This window comes from Vibrio hippocampi, assembly GCF_921292975.1.
Classification (GTDB): Bacteria; Pseudomonadota; Gammaproteobacteria; order Enterobacterales; family Vibrionaceae; genus Vibrio; species Vibrio hippocampi.
Genome location: NZ_CAKLCM010000003.1, coordinates 174,437 through 196,874, shown reverse-complemented (window position 1 = coordinate 196,874; position 22,438 = coordinate 174,437). Strand labels below are relative to the sequence as shown.

At 42.7% G+C, this 22,438-nt stretch carries 16 protein-coding genes and 1 pseudogene; 8 read left to right on the top strand and 9 right to left on the bottom strand.

The genetic code is table 11. The annotated features are described in order from the left end of the window. The first annotated feature begins 179 nt into the window (after nt 1–179). The 3 genes from xylA (at nt 180) to L9Q39_RS13965 (ending at nt 4,463) form a co-directional block, all read left to right on the top strand. Entirely contained in the window at nt 180–1,499 is a 1,320-nt protein-coding gene (gene xylA, locus L9Q39_RS13975) for a xylose isomerase (protein ID WP_237485725.1), read from the top strand. 131 nt (nt 1,500–1,630) lie between these two features. Next, nucleotides 1,631–3,256 carry a glycoside hydrolase family 43 protein gene (locus L9Q39_RS13970; protein ID WP_237485724.1) on the top strand — a complete coding sequence of 542 codons (1,626 nt, stop codon included), beginning with the start codon at nt 1,631–1,633 and terminating at the stop codon, nt 3,254–3,256. A 145-nt stretch (nt 3,257–3,401) separates the two neighbouring features. Continuing rightward, on the top strand, nt 3,402–4,463 hold the full coding sequence (locus L9Q39_RS13965) for a glycoside hydrolase family 43 protein (protein ID WP_237485723.1): 1,062 nt from the start codon (nt 3,402–3,404) through the stop codon (nt 4,461–4,463). 489 nt (nt 4,464–4,952) lie between these two features. Here the strand turns inward: L9Q39_RS13965 and L9Q39_RS13960 are convergent, their stop codons facing one another. The 4 genes from L9Q39_RS13960 to kduD are packed head-to-tail and all read right to left on the bottom strand — an operon-like array spanning nt 4,953 to nt 7,253. After that, the gene (locus tag L9Q39_RS13960) at nt 4,953–5,588 is read right to left on the bottom strand and encodes an RpiB/LacA/LacB family sugar-phosphate isomerase (protein WP_237485722.1); all 636 of its coding nucleotides are present in this window, start codon (nt 5,586–5,588) and stop codon (nt 4,953–4,955) included. A gap of 41 nt (nt 5,589–5,629) precedes the next feature. After that, nucleotides 5,630–5,950: a cupin domain-containing protein gene (locus tag L9Q39_RS13955; RefSeq protein WP_237485721.1), complete on the bottom strand. Its 321-nt coding sequence runs from the start codon at nt 5,948–5,950 to the stop codon at nt 5,630–5,632. 25 nt (nt 5,951–5,975) lie between these two features. Then, complete coding sequence (locus L9Q39_RS13950) at nt 5,976–6,473, bottom strand: YgjV family protein (protein ID WP_237485720.1); 498 nt, start codon at nt 6,471–6,473, stop codon at nt 5,976–5,978. Between the two features lie 18 nt (nt 6,474–6,491). Then, nucleotides 6,492–7,253 (bottom strand): 2-dehydro-3-deoxy-D-gluconate 5-dehydrogenase KduD, encoded by a 762-nt coding sequence (gene kduD / locus L9Q39_RS13945; RefSeq protein WP_237485719.1) that lies wholly within the window; start codon nt 7,251–7,253, stop codon nt 6,492–6,494. Between the two features lie 254 nt (nt 7,254–7,507). Here kduD and kdgR point away from each other — a divergent pair, with 254 nt between their 5' ends. The 3 genes from kdgR to L9Q39_RS13930 all read left to right on the top strand — a co-directional run bounded on the left by kdgR (nt 7,508) and on the right by L9Q39_RS13930 (nt 10,973). Continuing rightward, the gene (kdgR, locus tag L9Q39_RS13940) at nt 7,508–8,290 is read left to right on the top strand and encodes a DNA-binding transcriptional regulator KdgR (RefSeq protein WP_237485718.1); all 783 of its coding nucleotides are present in this window, start codon (nt 7,508–7,510) and stop codon (nt 8,288–8,290) included. 90 nt (nt 8,291–8,380) lie between these two features. Beyond that, a complete protein-coding gene (locus L9Q39_RS13935; RefSeq protein WP_237485717.1) occupies nt 8,381–10,249 on the top strand; it encodes a DUF294 nucleotidyltransferase-like domain-containing protein in 1,869 nt (622 codons plus the stop codon). A 1-nt stretch (nt 10,250) separates the two neighbouring features. Continuing rightward, complete coding sequence (locus L9Q39_RS13930) at nt 10,251–10,973, top strand: exonuclease domain-containing protein (protein ID WP_237485716.1); 723 nt, start codon at nt 10,251–10,253, stop codon at nt 10,971–10,973. 4 nt (nt 10,974–10,977) lie between these two features. Here the strand turns inward: L9Q39_RS13930 and L9Q39_RS13925 are convergent, their stop codons facing one another. From L9Q39_RS13925 to L9Q39_RS13910, 5 genes and pseudogenes are all read right to left on the bottom strand, one after another. Continuing rightward, nucleotides 10,978–12,543 carry a methyl-accepting chemotaxis protein gene (locus L9Q39_RS13925; protein WP_237485715.1) on the bottom strand — a complete coding sequence of 522 codons (1,566 nt, stop codon included), beginning with the start codon at nt 12,541–12,543 and terminating at the stop codon, nt 10,978–10,980. A gap of 56 nt (nt 12,544–12,599) precedes the next feature. After that, nucleotides 12,600–12,725, bottom strand: a pseudogene (locus L9Q39_RS20670) (hypothetical protein); the annotation flags it as partial. 38 nt (nt 12,726–12,763) lie between these two features. Continuing rightward, nucleotides 12,764–13,945: an alginate lyase family protein gene (locus L9Q39_RS13920; protein WP_237485714.1), complete on the bottom strand. Its 1,182-nt coding sequence runs from the start codon at nt 13,943–13,945 to the stop codon at nt 12,764–12,766. A 205-nt stretch (nt 13,946–14,150) separates the two neighbouring features. Then, the gene (locus L9Q39_RS13915; RefSeq protein ID WP_237485713.1) at nt 14,151–16,148 is read right to left on the bottom strand and encodes a hypothetical protein; all 1,998 of its coding nucleotides are present in this window, start codon (nt 16,146–16,148) and stop codon (nt 14,151–14,153) included. 106 nt (nt 16,149–16,254) lie between these two features. After that, complete coding sequence (locus L9Q39_RS13910; protein ID WP_237485712.1) at nt 16,255–18,021, bottom strand: sodium:solute symporter family protein; 1,767 nt, start codon at nt 18,019–18,021, stop codon at nt 16,255–16,257. A gap of 861 nt (nt 18,022–18,882) precedes the next feature. On the opposite strand from L9Q39_RS13910, the gene uxaC reads away from it, so the two are divergent. Together uxaC and L9Q39_RS13900 are read left to right on the top strand one after the other, a co-directional pair. Next, nucleotides 18,883–20,316: a glucuronate isomerase gene (uxaC, locus tag L9Q39_RS13905; RefSeq protein ID WP_237485711.1), complete on the top strand. Its 1,434-nt coding sequence runs from the start codon at nt 18,883–18,885 to the stop codon at nt 20,314–20,316. Next, on the top strand, nt 20,316–22,319 hold the full coding sequence (locus L9Q39_RS13900; protein WP_237485710.1) for a heparinase II/III domain-containing protein: 2,004 nt from the start codon (nt 20,316–20,318) through the stop codon (nt 22,317–22,319). The genes uxaC and L9Q39_RS13900 overlap by 1 nt, the downstream gene beginning before the upstream one ends. The last annotated feature ends 119 nt before the right edge of the window (nt 22,320–22,438 follow it).

The window sequence follows — 22,438 nt, the reverse complement described above, 5'->3', positions numbered from 1 at the left end:
ACTCTCAATAAAAACAATTAGTTACGTTCTTACATCCTCGTTATTAACCTAGATATCGAGACATAAGTCACATTGAGAAATTAGATAAAACTAGTGCAAAAAAACATAATTGTTTGTCATTGCAATTAAATAAATCATAGTAGGTGACATATTTAACTACTTAAACTTGGATGATTGTTATGACCCAATTTTTTAAAAATATTGATAAGATCAAATTTGAGGGTAAAGATACTTCAAATCCGCTCGCTTTTCGCCACTACGATGCCAACAAAATGATTTTGGGCAAAAGCATGAAAGATCATCTCCGATTCGCGGCATGTTACTGGCACAACTTCCGCTGGGGTGGAGCTGACATCTTCGGTGATGGCACGTTTGATCATGAATGGCTAAAAGTGACCGATCCTTTGGAGCAAGCGCGTGTTAAAGCTGATGCCGCTTTTGAGTTTTTCTCAAAACTGGATGTTCCTTACTACTGTTTCCACGATACCGATGTCGCACCTGAAGGCAACTCTCTTAAAGAGTATGTAAACAACTTCAGCACCATGGTTGACGTATTAGAGCAGAAGCAGAGCGAAACAGGTTTAAAATTGCTTTGGGGTACAGCAAACGCCTTCTCTAACCCTCGATATATGGCTGGCGCTGGTTCGAACCCAGACCCTAAAGTCTTTGCTTACGCGGCAACCCAAATATTCAATGCTATGGGTGCCACGAAACGCCTTGGCGGTGAAAACTACGTACTTTGGGGTGGTCGAGAAGGCTACGAAACTCTGCTCAATACGGACCTGCGCCAAGAGCGTGAGCAACTTGGTCGCTTGATGCAAATGGTTGTAGAACATAAGCATAAGATTGGTTTCAACGGTTCCATCTTAATCGAACCAAAACCACAAGAACCAACTAAGCACCAATACGACTACGATACTGCGACTGTTTACGGGTTCTTGAAGCAATTTGGTCTAGAAAACGAAATCAAGGTGAACATTGAAGCTAACCACGCCACCTTGGCTGGTCACAGCTTCCACCACGAAGTTGCAACAGCGACTTCTCTAGGTTTGTTTGGTTCTATTGATGCTAACCGTGGTGACGCGCAGTTAGGCTGGGATACCGACCAGTTCCCTAATAGCGTAGAAGAGAACACACTTGTGATGTACGAAATTCTTAAAGCGGGTGGTTTTACAACTGGAGGCTTTAACTTTGATGCTCGTGTTCGTCGTCCTTCAACTGATCTAGCAGACTTTTTCCATGGTCACATTGGTGGTATGGATGTGATGGCGCTATCGTTAGAACGCGCTGCTGCGATGATTGAAAACGACGTATTATCAAACAATATTGCACAACGTTATGCAGATTGGAACGGTGATTTAGGGAAGAAGATTATGTCTGGGGACTTATCTTTAGAAGATGTGGCAAAATACGCAATGAACAACAATATTGCACCACAAAAAGTCTCTGGTCAGCAAGAGTACCTAGAGAACATTGTGACAAACTTTATTTATAAATAATACAAACCCATAAGAAACAGGCCCAAGCCAATACAAAATTGACTTGGGCCTTTATGCATGCCTACCTCTACCTTGCCCAACATAAGATAACCGACACAGAGCGGATTTGTTGAAATAGCCTAGGACGATTTATGAAACAAGTGATTAAAAACCCAATTTTGACCGGCTTTAACCCTGACCCTTCTATCATTCGTGTAGGTAATGACTATTTTATCGCCACCTCTACGTTCGAGTGGTTTCCCGGTGTACAGATCCACCACTCGAAAGACCTTGTCAATTGGAGACTCATCGGACATGTGCTCACCAAGAAGTCTCAGTTAGATATGACGGGTATGGACAACTCTGAAGGCGTTTACGCACCAACTCTGAGTTACAGCAATGGCAAGTTCTGGCTCTGTTTTTCAAACGTACACGCATGTCGCGGCGGCAATTGGATGGCGACTCCTTGCTATTTAGTCACTGCTGATAACATCGAAGGTCCATGGAGTGAACCTATCGCCATTGGTAGTTACGGATTTGATCCATCCATGTTTCATGACGATGATGGCAAAAAATATATACTCAATATGATTTGGGATGGACGTGCACAGACTAATTTCTTTGGCGGTATTGTGTTACAAGAGTTTGACCCGACCAGCAATCAACTCATCGGTAAACCGAAAAATATCTTTAAAGGTACAGAGTTAGGGTGTACTGAAGGACCGCAGATCTTAAAAAAGGATGGATACTATTACTTAGTCACCGCAGAAGGAGGCACCGCTCGAGATCACGCCGTCACTGTATGTCGTTCTAAAAAGATTTGGGGTCCTTATGAAGTTCATCCAGATAACCCGATATTGACTAGTCGATTTCAAGAACACGCTCCTCTCGCTCGAGCAGGGCATGGATTTTTTGTTGATACGCAACATGGGGAGTGGTATCTCACTCATTTATGTAGCAGACGTATCCCTAATCCAGAAGGCTATCAATTTATACCTAAATATGACAATGGCTACTCCATTCTAGGTCGCGAAACTGCCATCCAAAAAGTACACTGGCAGAACAACTGGCCCTATGTCACAACAGGGAAAACACCGGTTCTTAAAGTGGAAGCACCCAATCTGCCGCCTTGCCCTTGGCCTAAAACTATCGGTATAGATAACTTTACGGATACTAAACTTAGCCTTGAATATCAAACTCTAAATCAACCGTTTGACAACTCTTGGGGATCGCTATCTGAGAAGCCTGGCAAGCTACGATTGAAAGGTCGTCACTATTTATCATCTCGCTATCAACAGAGCTTAATCGCCCGTCGTTTTAAATCCTTTTATGCGACAGCGGAAACCAAATTAGAATTTTCCCCCGAAACACCACTGGAAATGGCAGGTCTATGCGCATATTACGCCAGAAATGGATACTACTTTCTAAAACTAAGCGCCTCTGATGATGGTAAGACAGAAATTCAAATCGTTGGCAATATCAACGATAACTATATAGAGTTCACCTCCCCAACCACTATCAACCCAAACGAAGGAGTTTGGATGCGCTTGGATCTCAAAAAGCAGTGGTATCATTTTAGCTATTCCTTAGATGGAATTCAGTGGCACACTATTGGCGAGCCATTAAATAGCACTCCTCTCTCCGATGAGGGAGGCCCAGATATATTTCGATTTACCGGTTCATTTGCTGCCCTATTTGTGGCGGATATATCCGGGCAACTTAAACATGCAGATTTTGACTATTTTTCATACCAAGATAACGAGAAAACTCAATCGTAATAGTACCTAGCGCAACACTATCGCGCTACATGTAAGATCGAATTCAAATTAGTGAAAAAACATAATTAGGTTAAAAATAAAATCAATTTAACCAAGATCGGACAACCCTATACTTTGATCAAACAATAATTATTGAGTAAATCCTATGACTGACATCAATACAGAAAAACAAGCCGTGAGTGACGCAGAGGCCGTAACAGCAAAAGATTTGGAGCGCGCAAGTAGCCTAAAACCCATATCTGCACCTCTTGTTACCCATATGTATACTGCAGATCCATCTGCTCATGTATTCAAAGGCAAAATTTACATCTACCCATCTCACGATATTGAGACAGACCAACCACTCAACGACAATGGCGACCATTTTGATATGTGTGATTATCACGTGTTCTCCCTTGATCGTCCGTTTGGTAAAGTCACCGACCACGGCAATTCGCTAGATGTAAAAGATGTTAAATGGGCAGAGCGTCAAATGTGGGCCCCTGATGCTGCTGAAAAAGACGGTAAATACTACCTCTACTTCCCAGCAAAAAACTATGACGGTATCTTCCATATAGGAGTTGCGGTAGGTGATGCTCCGGAAGGCCCATTTGTAGCGCAAGACACTCACATTGATGGCAGCTTCAGTATCGATCCGGCGGTATTCCAAGATGAAGACGACCAATACTATATGTATTTCGGTGGTCTATGGGGAGGTCAATTACAGAACTGGAGAAACAATGAGTACGGTGAAGAGCTCTACCCTGAACTAGATCAACCAGCACTACGACCTCAAGTGGCAAAACTTAGTAATAACATGCTGAATCTTGCAGAGTCAGCTAAAGGTATAAAAATTGTCGATGAAAACGGTGAGGAATTAACTGCAGGTGATGTAAACAGAAGATACTTTGAAGGTCCATGGATGCACAAACATGAAGGCACTTACTACTTCTCTTACTCAACAGGTGAAACTCATCGTATTGTGTATGCAACGAGCGACTCTCCTTATGGTCCATTTACGTATCAAGGCGTTATCCTCGAACCTGTATTAGGTTGGACAACACACCATTCAATCGCAATGTTTGAAGGGAAATGGTATTTATTTTATCACGATAGCTCACTTTCGGGCGGGCAGACGCATTTAAGAAGTATCAAAATGACCGAGCTTAACCACGATAAAAACGGAAAAATCGAAACCGTAAAGCCATATTACGCCCACGTAGAATAAATTCAGTTCATACTTAGTAACCTCTAACCGAGTGTTACTTTTTTGCCCCTAAGAACGTCATAGCCGTGTTTGGGGGCCTTTTTCACACGTTTTTGAATCTCCAACAACAGCACGATAGGTTTGACGATCTCTCTATAGGAACACGACTCTGAGATTTTGTGTAAATCGGACTGTTAAATGCGACCTTAGCCGTCCAAAAAGTCTAGTATCAAACAAAGCTTCAGTACAACAAAACCATGTTCACCTAAGGTAGTCACTTTACTCTATTATTTCGCCGACTGACTATAGGTCTTTACGCTATTTTACACACTTGCCCACATTAAACTGCCCAAACAGGTTCACTTATCGTTTCTTTCAGTCTGACGAGTTTGCCAACGTCGCTGGGGGAAATAAAAAAAGCCAGTCACTATGACTGGCTAGCAAATTCCCGATAAGGAATGGAGGACAAACAATACTATTAATGAGTCCTAGAGGCTACATAACGTAGCCTTAGCTAATCAGCGTACGCACATACTCTTCAATTTCAGGCACCTGGCAATGTGCAAAGAAACACTCTTGGAAATGAGTACTGCCAACAGCTTGCTTCACTAGATCCTGATCGATAGCTTTCAGCGAAGATACGACATCTTTACAAACAGCTACTTTAACATCATTCAAGATTGCTGCGTTTTGTTGCTGAGGCACGACACGTTCGGTTGGATAACCTTCGCCCCTTGCACCAGTGAATGCTTTTTCAAAAATATAACGAACGTTCAGTTCACCAGCCCAACCAAAACCTTTCGCAAACGCAAGAGAAATCGCGTTGCCGTTGTTAATTTGGTTGAAAAGGAATGCATCAGAAGGCTCAAGACAGTAGCCACATACAACACCAGGGTGGAGGTTACTTGCCATTAGCGCACCTTGACCTGTACCACAACCAGTAACAACGAAGTCTACTGCTTTTGAGTTTAGTAAAATACTAGCCATAATGCCAAGGTGGATATAGGTTAGATGATGGTCATTTTCGTCACTCATACCTGTGTTAAACACATCGTGACCTAGACCACCAGCTACATGGTTTAGCTCAGATAACACCATCGCATTCTTAGGTGCTTGGCTGTTTTCCATCATTAGTGCAATTTTCATATCTTTTCTCCGGCAATTTTAATCGCCACTGGTCAAAATTATTAAACGAAATCTTTACGCATTGGTGTGAACGTGTCGATAAGCGTACCTGCTTCAACACACACACACCCATGTTCAATGTTTGGTTCTTTGTACATAGTGTCACCCACCTTTACGATGTGTTTTTCTTTACCAATCGTAAACTCGAATGCTCCTGATAGTACGTAAGTAAGTTGTTCGTGTGGGTGTGAGTGCATTGGTCCTATCGCACCTTTCTCAAAGTGGACTTCAACTGACATCATATTGTCGTTATGAGCCAAAACCTTGCGACTCACACCATCACCCAAGTCTTCTAACTGAATGTTATTGTTAAATACGAACATGTTCTAAACCTTAGTATAATTGTGTCTAGATCACTGATTCTCTATGCATACGGTATATCGTTGTTATGTTTGTCATAATAAGTGTTGCCTCAAGCAGCGTCCCACCAATTGAGCCCACCATAATATTATTAACCAACCAACATGCAGCCCCGATCAAGAAGCCCACCCGCATCGCAATACCCTTGAGGACAAACATGCAGTAAGTTCCAATTACCGTACCGACAATTGGCCACATCTGTGATGTATCCTCGGCAACAAAAACCCCAAGAACGACCGCAAGACTGATAAACACCCAAGCAACCCTCTTAGATTGTGTGTGAATTGATGCAAACGTTCTCAATGCCGACAACGCTGCTGCAACCGCAGAGATAAGTGAACCAAGCAATAAATAGTGGAGAAGATGATTGATATTAAAGATCAGCATTAGGAGTTTGAGCTGTCTATCATTTTTTTGGTAAAAGGTGGAAATGCCTAAACCAAAACTCAAAAATCCTAACGCCTGACCGACAGAAAATAGGTTCATCACCTTCTCACGAACTAGTTAGCGAGACAGCCAACCGCCATCTACTGCAATCGTGTAACCATTAATATAGTCCGATGCCTTAGATGACAAGAAAACACAAGGACCTGCAAGGTCTTCTGGTGTACCCCAACGATCTGCTGGGATACGCTCCAAAATTTCCGCATTGCGTTTTTCATCAGCACGTAGAGCCGTTGTATTATTTGTCGCCATATAACCAGGGGCAATAGCGTTTACATTGATACCTTCTTTTGCCCATTCGTTTGCCATCAAACGAGTCACGCCCATCACGCCACTTTTTGATGCGGTATAAGATGGAACACGGATGCCACCTTGGAAAGACAACATTGACGCAACGTTAATGATTTTTCCGCCTTCGCCCTGAGCAATAAACTGTTTAGCAACAGCTTGAGACATAAAGAACACCGACTTGATGTTAATGTTCATAACGTCATCCCAGTCTTGCTCAGAGAAATCAATCGCGTCGTTACGACGAATGATGCCTGCGTTGTTTACCAAGATATCGATACGACCTAGCTCAGTGACAGCTCTGTCAACGATGCCTGGAATATCATCAAGTTTCATTAGGTTGGCACGAATATCGATAAATTTACGACCAGTTTCTTCCATCATTGCGATGGTATCTGTCGGCTCTACGATGTTCACGCCAACAATATCACAACCCGCTTTAGCAAGTCCTAGAGCCATACCTTGACCAAGACCAGTATCACAACCAGTAACGATTGCTACTTTGCCTTCAAGGCTGAATGAATCAAGAATCATAGTGTGTTCCTTTATTGTGTTTGTAGAATGAACAAAGACATTGCTCACTTTGTTAAAACATAGATTACATAAAAAATGATACGACTTGAAGTTTTTTTTGAAACAATGGTTTAATTAAACCGTCGACATGCAATTGTTGTGATAGGGGTATCACATTTTGGTTTTAAATTAATGAAATAGCTTTTTGATATTGCTGACCGATTCACTCTAGTCAGTTATAATTCATCTCTATTGGAAATAAACCAGAGCGTGAAATGGAAAAATCAACTCAACCCGAAGCAGTATCCTCAGTACTAAAAGTGTTCAACATCCTGTCAGCACTTTCTGATCGAAAAGAGATTGGAGTATCAGAGCTGTCACAGAACTTGATGATGTCTAAGGCAACGACGTACCGTTTCTTACAAACAATGAAAACGCTCGGCTATGTTGAGCAAGAAGGTGAAGCGGATAAGTATGCGCTCACTTTAAAGTTATTTGAACTTGGTTCCAAGGCTCTAGACCATGTCGATCTGATTGACCTAGCACATACCGAAATGACCAAGATTTGTCACATCATCAATGAAACAGCTCACCTTGGTGCCATTGATGAAAAGTCAATAATCTACCTCCACAAAATTGACTCAAGCTATCATCTTCGCATGCATTCACGTGTTGGTCGTCGCAACCCGTTGTACAGCACTGCAATCGGCAAAGTCTTGATGTCACATATGACAGAAGATGAAGTACGTGAGCTTTTGGCTGATGTTGAGTTTAAGAAGCACACCGAACGTACCCATGAGACTGTAGAACAGTTAATCGAGGAATTACAACTTGTGAGAGAACAGCACTATGGCGAAGATAACCAAGAGCAAGAACCAGGTTTGCGTTGTATTGCAGTGCCAATTTTTGATCGCTTTGGCGCAGCTATTGCTGCCATTTCGGTTTCATTTCCAACGATTCGATTCGATGAAGACAAGAAACAGGAGTACATTGCGCTACTGCATACTGCGGGGCGTAATGTGTCCGAACATCTGGGGTACCATAGTTACCCTGTGTAAGCGTCAAAACCATAAATTAGCAGCACTTGTGCTGCTTTTTTTACCACAAGCTCAACAAATGAAACGTTGTTTTAATTATGGAGATTTTAAATGAGTACTTCTGCCTCTAATAATGTCTATGATTTTCTCGTCCATCTTGACCCGTTTGATCTGCTGCCAAACCAGGTAGTAGAGGTGTTAGCAAGTGCCGTCACGGTCAAGTATCTGGCTAAGGGTGAGTGCATCGAATTTCAAGCGATGTGTGAAAAACGCTTTCTGTACGTTGTTCGTAAAGGCGCAATTGAACAGCGAACCCAACTCAATAAGCTTAGAGCTCGGCTGGGTGAAGAAGACCAATTTGGCTTCACCTTTCTAGAACCTTTGAAAGATGCAGAAGATGGTTATCGAGCCGAAGCCATTGAAGACTCACTACTTTACTTAATTCCTCACGCCATTATTCAGGAAACCTGCGAACAACACCCAGAGTTTAAAGACTATTTTGCAGCAACAGCCAAAACGCGCCTTCACTCTGCGATACGCTCGATCGTCAACAAAGAAGACAAAGGGTTGTTTTTTCGTAATGTCGGTGAGGTGGCAAGCGAGAGTATCACTGTTGTTAGCATCGAAGACTCAATTATGAGCGTCGCTCAAGCGATGTGTGGTAAGAAACGAAGCTCTTGTGCAGTAGTTCTTAAGGGCGACGAGATCGTTGGACTGGTCACGGATAGAGATATGACACAGCATGTTGTTGCGAACGGAATCGATACAACTGATCCCATTCATCATGTAATGACGCCTAACCCTATTCTTATCAATAGTGAAGATAAGGTCATTCAGGCGATCTCATTGATGCTGCAATACAATATTCGCTGTTTACCCGTCATCACGAATCAGCAAGTTAAAGGGCTATTAACAACAACGCATTTAGTGCATAACCATAAAACCCAATCTCTATTTCTTATTGAGAAGATTAAGTACGCCAACTCCATCACTGCACTTGCAAACCTTCGGGATGAAAAAGAGACTATATTTCAAGCCTTAGTAGAGAGCGGAGTCAGCGCAGAAATTCATGGTCAAGTTATGTCGATGATCATGGATGCGTTCAATAGACGCATTATCCAACTTACCGAAGAAGTGCTGGGGAAACCGCCATGTGACTATGCATGGATGGTGGCAGGGTCCCACGCTAGAAATGAAGTGCACATGCTATCTGACCAAGACAATGCCTTGGTCCTCGCCGAGAGTGCTACAGAAAATGATAGGCTCTATTTCAACTATTTTGCGATGCGTGTGTGTAACGGTCTAGCTGCAGTCGGCTATCCACTATGTAGCGGCAAATATATGGCTGCTACAGCCAAATGGAACCAGAATGTTGGGCGCTGGAAAGACTACTACACAAAATGGGTAGCTAGTCCTGAGTACAACAAGTTGCTAAGTATTAGCGTATTCATGGAAATTCGCTGTGTTTATGGCAACGCGGAGCTTGTAGACCAACTTCAGAACCACCTGCACAGAACGATTCATGCTAACCCTCGTTTTATTCCGGCGTTAACTAGAGATGCGATAGAAACCTCACCTCCTCTTGGTATTTTTAATAGCTTGGTACTAGAGAAGTCAGGTGATAATACAAAGTCACTCAACATCAAAAAATTTGCACTCAACCTTATCATCGATCTTGCTCGTATCTACAGCTTGTCTGCAGGTGGGTCACTAACAGGGACAGAAGAGCGCTTTCACTATGCCGTAGAAAAAGGAACTCTCTCACAAGAGAGTTGTGACAACATCATTGGCGCCTATCGTTTTCTTACACAGGTGCGCTTCAAACATCAGCTCAATGCTTTGCTTAGACATGCAACTCCAGATAACCATATTCGCCCTGACGAGTTCAGCAGTTTTGAGCGAAAACACCTAAAAGAGGCGTTCAAAATTATTAGTGAGCTACAAGATGTCGCCAAGCTAAAATTCGTTAATGGGTTCTAACATGTTGACTAGAAAATTAAAACGTTGGTTTTCGCATCAAGACAAAATGCAAGCAGTATATTCTGAACTTGCTCATCACCAATGGTCTTCCGGAGCCTTAACGCAGTATTTCACTCAACCACTCCCTAATACTCAAAGCCCACTCACTGAGTTAGAGTTTGTCGCTATTGATTTTGAAACAACTGGTTTAGAGCCTGAATCTAATCGCATTCTATCTATCGGGAGTATCTCCCTAAACTATGAGGAAATTGATCTAACTAGCATGAATGAAGTGTACCTGCGTAATGAAGACTTCGTTCGTCCAGAAAGTGCGGTGGTTAACGAAATAATGCCAAAACAAGTGATACAGCAGGGGGTCGACTCTAGTTCTGCTATCGATCAACTTCTAGATCGTGTTGCAGGAAAAGTGATCATCGCTCATAGTGCGAGTATCGAATATGGCTTCCTTTTAGCTTATTTATCGCGTCAATATAACCTAGACGCGTTACCCTGTTATTTGATAGACACGTTGGCGTTGGAAAAACGCTTTAGTTACCTAGGACAAAACCATGGGCACAATAGTTTCCAGCTCGATGATTTACGCGAACATTACAATCTACCTGAATATAACGCACACTCTGCAGCCAGTGATGCGCTTGGGTGCGCTGAGTTATTCTTGGCGCAAGTAAAGCGGCTAAAACTATGCCACCGTCCACTTAAAGAAGTCCTCTATCGACCATTTTAGATGATCAGAAGTGATGACTAGTTATTTGTAGATCATGTGATAACTGCTTGAGTTCAGTAGACCGCTCTGAAAACTGTTCAATCCGACTCAGGTTAGCATCTTGAACTTGTAATAGCGCTTCTATCAATTGATACACTTGTGCCGCTGTTACTGATTCTGATTCTGTCGACTGTTTAAGATCAGTCATGACCATTTGAACGTCTGTCGCGCCTTGTTTAACGCGTTGGAACAAGGCACCGACGATAGCCGACTTATCTTCACTAAGAGTAATCTTTTTGATTAATAATTTGAGGTCGTTTGATACAGTATCCGACTCGGTCAAAATAAGCTCACTTATTTGAGAGATCTCTACCGTCGCTTCCGACGTTCTCCCCGCAAGGTTTCTCACTTCATCGGCGACGACAGCAAACCCTCGCCCTTGCTCTCCAGCTCTTGCAGCCTCAATGGCAGCATTCAATGCAAGTAAATTGGTCTGCTCGGCAATACCCCGGATCACTTCAACTACACCCGTAATTTGGTTATATTTCGCAGCTAGCGTATCAAAGCTCTCAAGAGAGCAGTTGAGATTTGAACGAATATCATCAACAGCTACCTCCATAGCTCGAATCGCGGCGGTACCATCCTCCGATAGACTCTGTGATTTCAAGCTATTTTCATGCGCTTCATCTATACCCGAGTTAATTTGCTCAATACTCTTCTCTAACGCCCTCATTGCATTGTGAGTGTTGTCGGAAATCGAGCGAATATCTCCTAAGCTCTCAGTGATATCTGACACATTACTATCGAGTGATCCAGTAGACATGTTGACGAGATTCGATACTGACGTAATCTTGTCAACAAACTGTTTAAGTGAGCCCTGCATTTGACGCACAGATTCGAGAATACTTCCTTGAGGCAACTCACTAGACATCGACTCAGAGAGCTCACCATCAGCAATACGCTTCGTCAGTGCTACGACTTCCGTTGGCTCTCCTCCCACTGATCGATAAATACTTCGAGCTATCAAACCACTCACCAAAAGAATGATGAACAAGATGCCACCGCTATAAATCACTAAACGGGCGACTAAATCATGATACCTCTGTTCCACATCATCCATGTATATTCCAAGTCCCATTACCCATTTATTTGCGGGAATCATGGTAATCGCACTGACTTTAGTCACTTTCTCTGATGAATTGGGCTTACTTACTTCACCGACAACGTAATTGAATTCGTTAGTTTTAAGAAGGTCGACATGCCTCTGGTAAGAGCTTTGAAACGTGCCAATCTTTTCGCTTCGAACATGAACACGAGCACGTGCTTGATCGTCGTTTGCCCAAATATATGCATTACCAATACGATAGCTCGAAAGTACATCAATGACTTTTTGTTCTGCTTCCTCTTTTGTTTCACTGTGTGCTATTGCTTCTGTCGCTTGTTTCTTTGCAAACGAAAGCAACGACGCGACCTCATGTTTCTTGGTTTCGACCAATGATGTTTTGATCGAATCCAAGCTTACGAAGACAATCAAAGCAATTCCTAGAATCGCGGTAACGAGCAGCAATGCTCCTTTCTTAATCAGCGTCATAGTCCCTCACAATAAAAAAGGTCACACTAAAAAGATTCAGAGTGACCAAGGCAATATCAACAAGAAAAGCAGTTCACACCACCAATTAAAAAGCTGTACGTGATACCAACACGACTTCTAAGTTGATGGTCACTAGACGAGCTAGCAACTGAAAAGTTAGCGAACTCAACCTGAGGTCTCCAGTGTCATAATTGCAGCTAGTTTAGATACGCTTTAATTTCTATTTAAATAATAGATTCGCTACTTTTTTGCTATTTTCTTTCTCTTTAACTAGATCAGAAAGAGCATCATTAAATACAGCTTCCTCATATGCTTTTTTCGCATAGAGTAAGTTCACATAGGCTTTAGAACCGTCGAACCCTTTAAGCTCTTTATATTCCCATTCATTTGGTTTATTGGCATATTCAGCAATATATTTATAACCCTTCTTCAACGAGTGCTTATCAATTTCATATTGCCAAACATCGACACCTAATTTATCACCAAAATGTCCTAAGTGATTATAAGCTTCTAAATTGAAATTCGAATAATGCCAGGGACGAGTGCGCTCAAGTTCACCATGCTGGCGACCATTCATATCAAATTGACTACCGATGCGTCGCATTTGCGTAATTCTAAGACGCTTCTTAGCGATATCGTTATCACCCACAAAAATTGCAAACGCGGCGACTTGCGCGTCATACCATGTGCCGTGATTGTTATGCCAGTTGTCTTCTTCAAAACCGTGATTACTAGTTAGTAACCACTCATTAAAGTCGCTAAACCAGCTAACGATGGCATCATATTGGCTAGTCTCTAACTTATCCTTAAGGATGTTAATGCTATCAAGAACAGGAATGAGTAAGCGGCTATCAATAATACCTATACCTCGACCATCAACAATGCCTGGTATTGCCTGCGCATGATTCAAGTTAGGGTTCATTCGTGTTGCCGGATCGACAAGCCATGCATTAAGCTGAGCAATGGCCTTCTCTGCATAAACTGGATTATCCGTAAAATAATAAGCAAGACCTAGATCCGTTACATCCTTTGAGAATCGAATAAAGCGTTGCTTATCGGTAGCGGCACTTTTCGTTGCCATATTGTACTCACCATCGCGACGAACATAAGGTAAGCCATCCTTAGTATCTGGATTTGGCCACCAGTAGGGACCAAAACTAAAATAATCGTGCTTATCTCCACTTGCTGGTAGCAATGTTTTATTTGTTACTGGGTCAATTTCCGAGCCTAGGGCTTTATTCGCTTTTGCCAACAATGCATCAAATGAACTCTTCTTTATATCTAAATGTTGCTTATTATATTCTAAAGCAGATTTATCATAGGAAATAAAATCAATCCCATTTGCTAAAACATTACAAGACAACACTATAGAAGCCAATAAAAAACTCTTACGAAAAACCATGAATATCTCCTTACGATTGTTTAAACGAATACCAAATGAAACGTCGGTTCAAAAACCAGATCAAGATCGTATTACACACATAAAAATCAATAAAAACTCTAAATGTGACTTATATCAGCCCCTGTATCAATAAAGTTATTAGCATATAGTAATACATATAATAAAGGACCTTTTAAAGTCCTTTATTATTGTCGTAGAAATATATTTAGTACGCCCTAAACTTCACATACTGGCAATTATTATTAGGGGAGAACTTAATAATAGAACCCATCATTGCAGTACTACTAACATAGTTTGAACTTACATTGACACTACCAGCGCCATCCACACTCACCAACGTACCCCTAAAGTCGCAACTATCGTTGGTATCGCTATCCCAAATCTGAACTGTTTTTCCCTTCAGGTCATTGTCTAGCGTTATACACTCTGCCTGAGACAAATCGATCTCCATCTTACTGCTCCAGACATACTGAGCGGTTGTCCCGCAGTCACTTGACACTGGCGGATCGACTGGTTCAGGATCCTCCGGCTCTCCCTCTTCTGGCGGCCAAGATCCACCTGAAACAGTCACACCTGAGTTAGGTATTTGCTGATAAACCCCTTCCGCCAAATTTTGATTCCATGTCGAAATCGGTTCTCCGTTAATATTTAGGTGCTTATAGGTAGTACCATCCCAATTGAGCGCGTATTCGACACTTGGTTCGTCAAACAGACCCCAGCGAACAATGTTGGCTCCTGAACTTGTCGCCTTTTTTAGAGTGTTATCGACTAAGACATTATTGGGACCAGTGGGACCGGACCATTTACTCGCATGATCACCAGAACCCACCCAAATAGGTTGCCAAGTTGCGCCGGATTCCGGTGCGCCATTTGACCAACTACGATGCTCAAACGGCACTTCAATTCGGTTAGAACGAATTAGGTTGTTTCGCTCCCAACCACCGTGAAGATTCATATCAACGTTAAGCGTATTGTTTTCCACAATATTCCCGGTCGCAGACCATTGAAGAGCTAGATGTCGAATATTGCGGATATCGTTGTGGTGGATCCAACTGTTGTATAGTTTCGAGCCTCGAATATAACCATTGCCACCAGCACCTTTGTTCCATGAGCCATCAACCTGGTTGTTTGAAATAGTGATATTCTTGGCAAACTCAGTGACAATTGGGTGAGATCCAATCATATCTACCTGAACGTTGTCCACCCAACCGTTGTAAACCCACTTCAATATGATTCCGTGTATCGCATCTTGGGCACAAACATTTTCATAACGGTAAAGGACACCATTAGGGTTACTATCTGATACCCGATTGCGGTTATACGCTTCACAGTGGCTACCCTTGGTATCCATTGTTAAGTAAAAATCTTGGAGCCCAAAATTTTCTATCGCTTTCACTGGCATAACTCGGCTATTGTACCCGCTTTCATTATTGAGAGGCACATCAAACTCGAGTGGTTTATCGAGTGTCACAGTATTGTTGCTGGAATTGACAGATGCAACTTTAAAGATCTGAGTACGCATGTGCCCTGTTTTGATATGACTTGCGTTTCTCCTAGATTGCGGAACTTCACCCTTATCTAAAAAGGCTTCGTCACTCGCGGCTCCCACATATATTAGGTCTCCTTGGCTAAATTCTCTTGCCTTGCCTGATTCCAAGGTAAGCGTGGTGTCGCCCATTTTAGCAGCTTGCCCAAATTCAATGCTGTGCTTCCAGTGGAAGTTAGCACTGCCCTCATAATCTTGCTCGTTTGGGTGTTTTTCTCGCGTTTCAACTCGGAATACGCCAAAACCTGGCCAGTATTTCTTATCAAAGTCCGGAGCGTTACTCGCATCCACATCATAGGGTGACCAAGAGGTCACCACAATTTTGGTGCCAGTTTCAGGGTCACTGCCTGCCCCTTTAATAACCACGCCAGACTTATCGATATGGATCTCATCGTTAAGGTTAATCTCACCCTTAGGTAGAATAATCACTGTATTTTGGTTATTTGAAGCACTGACTTGATTGTCAATAATCGCTTGCAGAGCCACCGAATCGTCGCTGCTATCATTAGCAATCACGCCATGGTCCACTGCATAGATGGTGTTTTGAAATTGCGTCGGTAATGCAGCACCTTGTTCATAACCGGGTGCAGCTAACCCGTAAACGCTGTAGAGGGTAATAGGCAATACTGCTGCCAGTTTGTTCATTTTCATTTTCACGTTAGTCTCCCTTCCGTGTTGATGGATAGCATGTGTTGCTCATAAAAAAGGAGCTACTGTGAACTGCGTAGCTCCAAATTAAGGGGGGGATTAAGAATTTAGATTTCTAGCTAGCAGCACTGGTGGTTAATTTATCGGCCTGTTTGGCACTCTTAAGAAGAAGACTGCCCACAGTGACAATAACGGCACCACAGAATACGAAGGCCATACGACCCCAGAATGGGTTTGGAATCAGTACCATTAAGGTAACAAGAGCACCAAATACCAGAATCAATTTACCAAGCATGTTGCGCTGTTGGCGGTCATATTCGTCTTGACCGGGTTCCTCAATAACTGGTGTTGAAACATCGTCCCAAAATTCAGTCAGCTCTTGTTTACGCTCACCGACTGGCGCTTTGTAGAATTTAGTGGTTAAGCAGAAGAAACCGCCCGTGATAAACAAATGCCCCATAATACCGAGTAAAACTTTAAGATCTTTCGCTTCACGACCAGTGAACGGTGTATCTAGGTTTAACCAGTTCGCTACCACGTCCGCTGTAATAACGAAGCTCACCAAGTAAGAGACTATAATACCGACAGCCAATGTCGCCCATGCTGCCCAGTCTGGTGTTTTCTTAATAAAAATACCGAAGAAAAGAGGCACTAGAATTGGCATTTGAAGCAATGTACTCACATACATCATCGCATCAAATAGGCTCAATCCACGTAATGAGTTTATAAACAGTGCAACGAGTATAATTAAGCCACCGAAGCACAACGTGACAACTTGACTCACACGCATCAGTTTTTTATCGTCCGCGTTTTTGTCAATGATTGGGGCATAGAAGTTACGAACGAAAATACCAGAGTTGCGGTTTAGTCCCGAATCCATAGAAGACATTGTGGCAGCAAACACTGCAGACATGAGTAGACCAACCATACCTACCGGCATCGCATTCTCTACGAACACAAGATATACCGCGTCAGCTGCTTTTTTACCTAGTTCCGCAGCATGAACGGTCGCTGCATCCGGATATATTACGGCGGTTACCCAAGGAGGTAAGAACCAAATTGCCGGACCAATCAACATTAGAACGAAAGCCAATAGTGCTGCTTTACGTGCATTGGTTGAATCTTTTGCTGTTAGGAAACGATACGAATCTTGCATGTTGTTGATGTTTTGAAGCTGTTTAACAAACATGAAGATGAACCACGATACAAACAACAGTGAGTAGTTCATATCCGAACCCATGATTGAATCAGCCGGGAACTGTTCGATAAGATTTGAAGGACCACCGATTTTAATCAACGCAGCAACGGCACAAACGACGGTTACCGCCATGATAACGACCATCTGTACAAAGTCTGAAGCTACAACGCCCCACGCCCCGCCAATAACCGATATAAATAGTACTATCAAGCCTGTTACTACGATCGTCGTTTCGATATCAACCTTAAATACCGCACTAACAAAAAGTGCGAGACCGTTTAACCAAATACCGGTGTAAACGATGCTGGTTGGCATAGTTGCCCAAGTAAATACTTGCTCATTGGTCGCACCAAAACGGCGTCGCACGCCTTCGATAGGCGTAACCACACGCATCTGACGAAAGCGATAAGAGAAGAATAACCAAGATAACAAAAAGCCAAACGCGTTGGCCATAAAAACGACCATTATAGGAAAACCGTCAGTAAACGCTTTGCCTGCGGCACCGGTAAACGTCCATGCACTGAACTGTGTCATAAAGGCGGTAGAACCCACCATCCACCAGAGCATTTTTCCGCCTCCACGGAAGTAGTCGCTGGTTGAACTACCCGCGAAGCGTTTAAAGATGACGCCTATTGCTATCATAAAGATAAAGTAAACGCCCACGACGAGCATATCGACATTCATTCTGAACTCCTTTTACATCATTGTAATTTTTAAAACTCCATTTCATTATTTAGTAAACATTGTTTTTATAAAGCATAAATCGCATGATATGTGACTTATGTAACTAAATACTTCTAACAAGGTAGTTTTGTGTTAACGCGATCAACAAATGTGCAGATAGAACGATCAAAATGGCAGGAACGTATAAGACCTAACACCAAAAAACCAGACATAATGCTGGTTAGGTTACTTTAAGTAACCCTAAATAAAGAATTTAAAATCAAATGTTTATATGTAAACTTATATAATTTCCACAATAGTAATATATGTTAACACATTGATTTAAAAGACTGACTTGGATGTTCCGCCTTCTGTGTTCAAATACTCTCAATAGGTTCATCTCCAAAGTGTGAGTTCTAATTTCATCCATTGACCAAATGAAAAATGAAAAACCGTTTCATTCATCACAAAAACGGATGGAGAGGTAGAGTTTCCAGTGCATACATGGCATTATTGAACCACCGTTTCACTTTGACAAGTGTAACAATTTCATTTTTAGAGGTAAGTGTAATGACTATCGACACTTTCGCTGTCGGCGTCTATTTCGTCTTCATGATCGCTGTAAGTCTCATATTCAGACGTCTGGTTAGCAGTTCAACCAGCAACGACTCCCATTGGTTGCATGGCATTGCTTTTCTGTGGTGGTGTCGTTCTCTCAGTGTGGTCTCTTTACTACTCAAGAGCACAAAAAAAACAACCGTTCTAAACCCACAAACATAAAGCTAAATAACTTTAAATGGGCTGGTCACCAGCCCCTCTTTTACAGTGTTAAGCAAGACATTCAAACCCATGTGTCTTACTTAGTATTTTAAGACCAAGCCTATGAACAAAGATTATATTAACGAAAACTATCTTTTGAGCTCTCCTTTCGCGCAGCACTTGTACCATAGCTTTGCGAGCGAGATGCCAATCATCGATTATCACAACCACCTTGATGCCAAAGAAATTTGGGAAGACTACTGTGCTCAAAATATTGCCCAAAGTTGGCTGCACAGCGACCATTACTTATGGCGTGCAATGCGCAGCAATGGAATAGATGAATACTTTATTACTGGTGATGCGACTGACAGGCAGAAGTTTGAAAAGTGGTGTGAAACCGTACCCTTTATTTTAGGAAATCCGCTTTATCAATGGTCACACCTTGAACTGAAACGTTTTTTCGGCTGCTCGCTGCTGCTTAATCCAGAAAATAGCAATGCTATCTGGGCACATTGCCAGTCGGAATTAGCGACCAGAAAACTCAGCACCCGAAATGTGCTTACACAGTGTAAAGTGACCACGCTTTGCACTACAGATTCTCCATTGTCGGAACTTAAATACCACCAACTCATTGCCAAATCAGATTTCGAGGTGGAGGTACTTCCAACATTTAGGGCGGACGACCTATTCGGTTTCACAGATCCAATATGCTATCGTCGCACCCTAAATAAATTAGAGCACCTGACCGCTCGCGACATAAAATCACTCGATGACTTTATGCATGCCATCACATCGAGAATGGATAAATTCCACGAGATGGGATGCCGATTGTCCGATCTTGGGCTAACCGTCGTTGAGTTTGAACCTTGCAGTAATGACATGGCTTCACACGTATTCCATAAAGTCCTTCAACAGCAAGCGCTCGAAGATAGAGAGGCTATTGCGCTAAAGTCCTACCTTTTTAATGAACTAGGCAAGCAATATCATACTCGCAACTGGGCAATGCAAATCCATATCGGCGTGTTAGTCAATGTGAACAAAAGAAGAAAGCAAGCGCTTGGTGGTGGAACAGGATTTAGTGTTATCAATGACCGCTTAATAGCAGAGGATCTAACCCAACTCCTAAGCCAACTCGATACGACGAATCAGCTACCTAAAACAGTCCTCTATAGTGTTGACCCAAGTCACAACGCGATACTTTGCTGTATCGCAGGCGCTTTCCAAGATAGTAATACTGCTGCTGGCAAAATCCAGTTTGGGGCAGCATGGTGGTTTAATGATCATAAAGATGGCATGGAAGCGCAGCTTACCACCCTCAAAAACCTAGGCGCACTAGGTCGATTCATCGGGATGTTGACCGACTCACGAAATATCTTCTCCATGAGTCGTCACGAGTACTTCCGTCGCGTACTTTGCAATCTACTAGCTAACTGGGTAGAGAGTGGTGAATTGCCAAATGACGAGAATCTTCTCAAACAAACTATTGAAAATATTTGTTATTACAATGCACAGCGCTACTTTAACTTTCCTCAACATGATCTCACAAGGGACGCATAATGATTCAATTTAGTGAAAAACAGATGACAACTATCAAACAGCGTGCCTCAGCAGAGACTATCTCACAATTAATCGCAGATAATGACGTTGTTCTTAACAACGACACCCTTGTACCAAGCGATGGTCGCGCAACGTGGAACCTGTATTACTTTTGCCCAGAGCACGGTGTTCGCCTCACTTGGAACCGCAATAAGCCTCAGTCTCACTGCTGTCCTGTTGATGGTAAGGAATTGACTGGAGAACCGTATGATGGGGCGTGGTGGCGATGGTTAAACGGTCTTAATGCCAAAGCATGCTATGATTTAGGTTTGCTGTGGAATATTACCGGTGAGACTCGTTTTCTCAAGAAAGTGAAAGAAATTTTGCTTTTATCTGCCAAATATTATCCAGATTACGAAGTCCATGGGGGCATCCCATACAATGGTCCGGGTAAAGCCAATGCCCAAACCCTGTGTGAAGCAAACTGCCACCTGGATCTCGCCCGTGGCTATGACTTTGTGCGCGAAGAGTTTACCCCACAAGAGCGTGACTATATCGAGCAGCGTTTACTAAGAGAAGGTGCCGAGTTCTTAATGGAATATCGCACCGATCAACTACACAACCATGAGATGAAAATTAACGCCACGATAGGTGTAATCGGATTGATACTTGATGACAGCCGATACATTGAATTTGCGCTGAACACCGATTACGGTATTCACTATCAACTCGATCACGGCTGCTCAGAAGAGGGAATGTGGTTTGAAGGCTCCATTCACTACCATTACTATGCACTTCAAGCTCTTCTAAACTTTGAGAAAATGGCGTATAGCACCCCTTACTCGGTCAGCTCTAACCCTAACTTTTTAAAGATGCTTAAGTTCCCACTTAACTTAGTGCTAAACACTGGCAACTTTCCACGCCTAAATGACTGTATTGCAGGTCAAGAGAAGATCACTCACTCTCACCTATTCGAGTTCGCCTATGCACAATATCCATGTGAAGAGTTTGCCAGCGCTTTAGCGAGCATCTACCAAAACATCTCACGCGATAATATTGATGCACTACTCTATGGTGTCGATACATTGTCACAAGCGCTGCCGTTGCAGTGTCGCTCAATTCATACTCCCAATGCAGGTCTGACCATTCATTATGATCAAGAACGTAATAATGCCATGCTTCTCAAGCACAGCGCATACGGCGGCGAACACGATCACTACGATCGACTCGGCTTGATCTTAGTTCGTGATGGCAAAGAGATCTTGCCTGATCTGGGCACTACCGGTTACGGAGCGGAACTTCATTATGGTTACTACAAAAATACCGCAACTCACAATACACTAGTCGTTAATCAACAGAATCAATCACCAATCAATCCAACATTGCTGCATTTCTCTGATTCACCACTCTGCAAGGTCATCGATACTTTAGCGGACTGGAACCAGCCAACAGCTGAAGTCGATAGCCATACTATTGAGCAGTGGGACACTAAGTCTTATCAAAATGTGATGTTTAGACGCGTTATGTTCTGTGTTGGTGACGCATACATTGAGGCGAACTTCATTGCTAACCCGCACAGACAGCAGTTGGATCTAACCTACCACGTACGTGGTACTCATACCATGCTCAATAATTTTGAATCTTGTGATAATCCGTTACACGGACCACTAGAGCGCATGACGGAAACACAGACGCTACGGTCGACCCTAGAGCATTGTGGACACTACGACATTGAGAACCAAGATCCATTCAAGCAACATATGGTCTTCGATTCGCCATGTGATGTTCTTACTGGTGAAGCGCCGGATAACCCTGCGACTTCAAATCTGGCATACACTCTCGTACGGTCTGACGCAGCGACTTTAAACACTTTAGTGCTACACGATATGTCTAGTCATCGTGATACTACGCTTGATAACGTTTCTTGGAATGACAGCGAAGTCTGCTTCAGTGTCTCACATGAAGGGCAAGCAACCGCCATTACTTATAATTTGCACTCACACTCACTTAGGGTTCGCGCGTAAAGCTGCTTAAGTGTCGGAAAAAATCAAAAACCCCGCTCAGTATATGAGCGGGGTTTTTGACTTAAGATTTGGCGACGTTCATTACAATGCGACATGCAGTAGGTTACTATTCTGCAACA

Bases quoted from the DNA above. Each gene is read 5' to 3' on its own strand.
- xylA (WP_237485725.1), top strand. From the start codon at position 180: ATGACCCAATTTTTTAAAAATATTGATAAGATCAAATTTGAGGGTAAA.
- L9Q39_RS13970 (WP_237485724.1), top strand. From the start codon at position 1,631: ATGAAACAAGTGATTAAAAACCCAATTTTGACCGGCTTTAACCCTGAC.
- L9Q39_RS13965 (WP_237485723.1), top strand. From the start codon at position 3,402: ATGACTGACATCAATACAGAAAAACAAGCCGTGAGTGACGCAGAGGCC.
- L9Q39_RS13960 (WP_237485722.1), bottom strand. From the start codon at position 5,588: ATGAAAATTGCACTAATGATGGAAAACAGCCAAGCACCTAAGAATGCG.
- L9Q39_RS13955 (WP_237485721.1), bottom strand. From the start codon at position 5,950: ATGTTCGTATTTAACAATAACATTCAGTTAGAAGACTTGGGTGATGGT.
- L9Q39_RS13950 (WP_237485720.1), bottom strand. From the start codon at position 6,473: ATGAACCTATTTTCTGTCGGTCAGGCGTTAGGATTTTTGAGTTTTGGT.
- kduD (WP_237485719.1), bottom strand. From the start codon at position 7,253: ATGATTCTTGATTCATTCAGCCTTGAAGGCAAAGTAGCAATCGTTACT.
- kdgR (WP_237485718.1), top strand. From the start codon at position 7,508: ATGGAAAAATCAACTCAACCCGAAGCAGTATCCTCAGTACTAAAAGTG.
- L9Q39_RS13935 (WP_237485717.1), top strand. From the start codon at position 8,381: ATGAGTACTTCTGCCTCTAATAATGTCTATGATTTTCTCGTCCATCTT.
- L9Q39_RS13930 (WP_237485716.1), top strand. From the start codon at position 10,251: ATGTTGACTAGAAAATTAAAACGTTGGTTTTCGCATCAAGACAAAATG.
- L9Q39_RS13925 (WP_237485715.1), bottom strand. From the start codon at position 12,543: ATGACGCTGATTAAGAAAGGAGCATTGCTGCTCGTTACCGCGATTCTA.
- L9Q39_RS13920 (WP_237485714.1), bottom strand. From the start codon at position 13,945: ATGGTTTTTCGTAAGAGTTTTTTATTGGCTTCTATAGTGTTGTCTTGT.
- L9Q39_RS13910 (WP_237485712.1), bottom strand. From the start codon at position 18,021: ATGAATGTCGATATGCTCGTCGTGGGCGTTTACTTTATCTTTATGATA.
- uxaC (WP_237485711.1), top strand. From the start codon at position 18,883: ATGAACAAAGATTATATTAACGAAAACTATCTTTTGAGCTCTCCTTTC.
- L9Q39_RS13900 (WP_237485710.1), top strand. From the start codon at position 20,316: ATGATTCAATTTAGTGAAAAACAGATGACAACTATCAAACAGCGTGCC.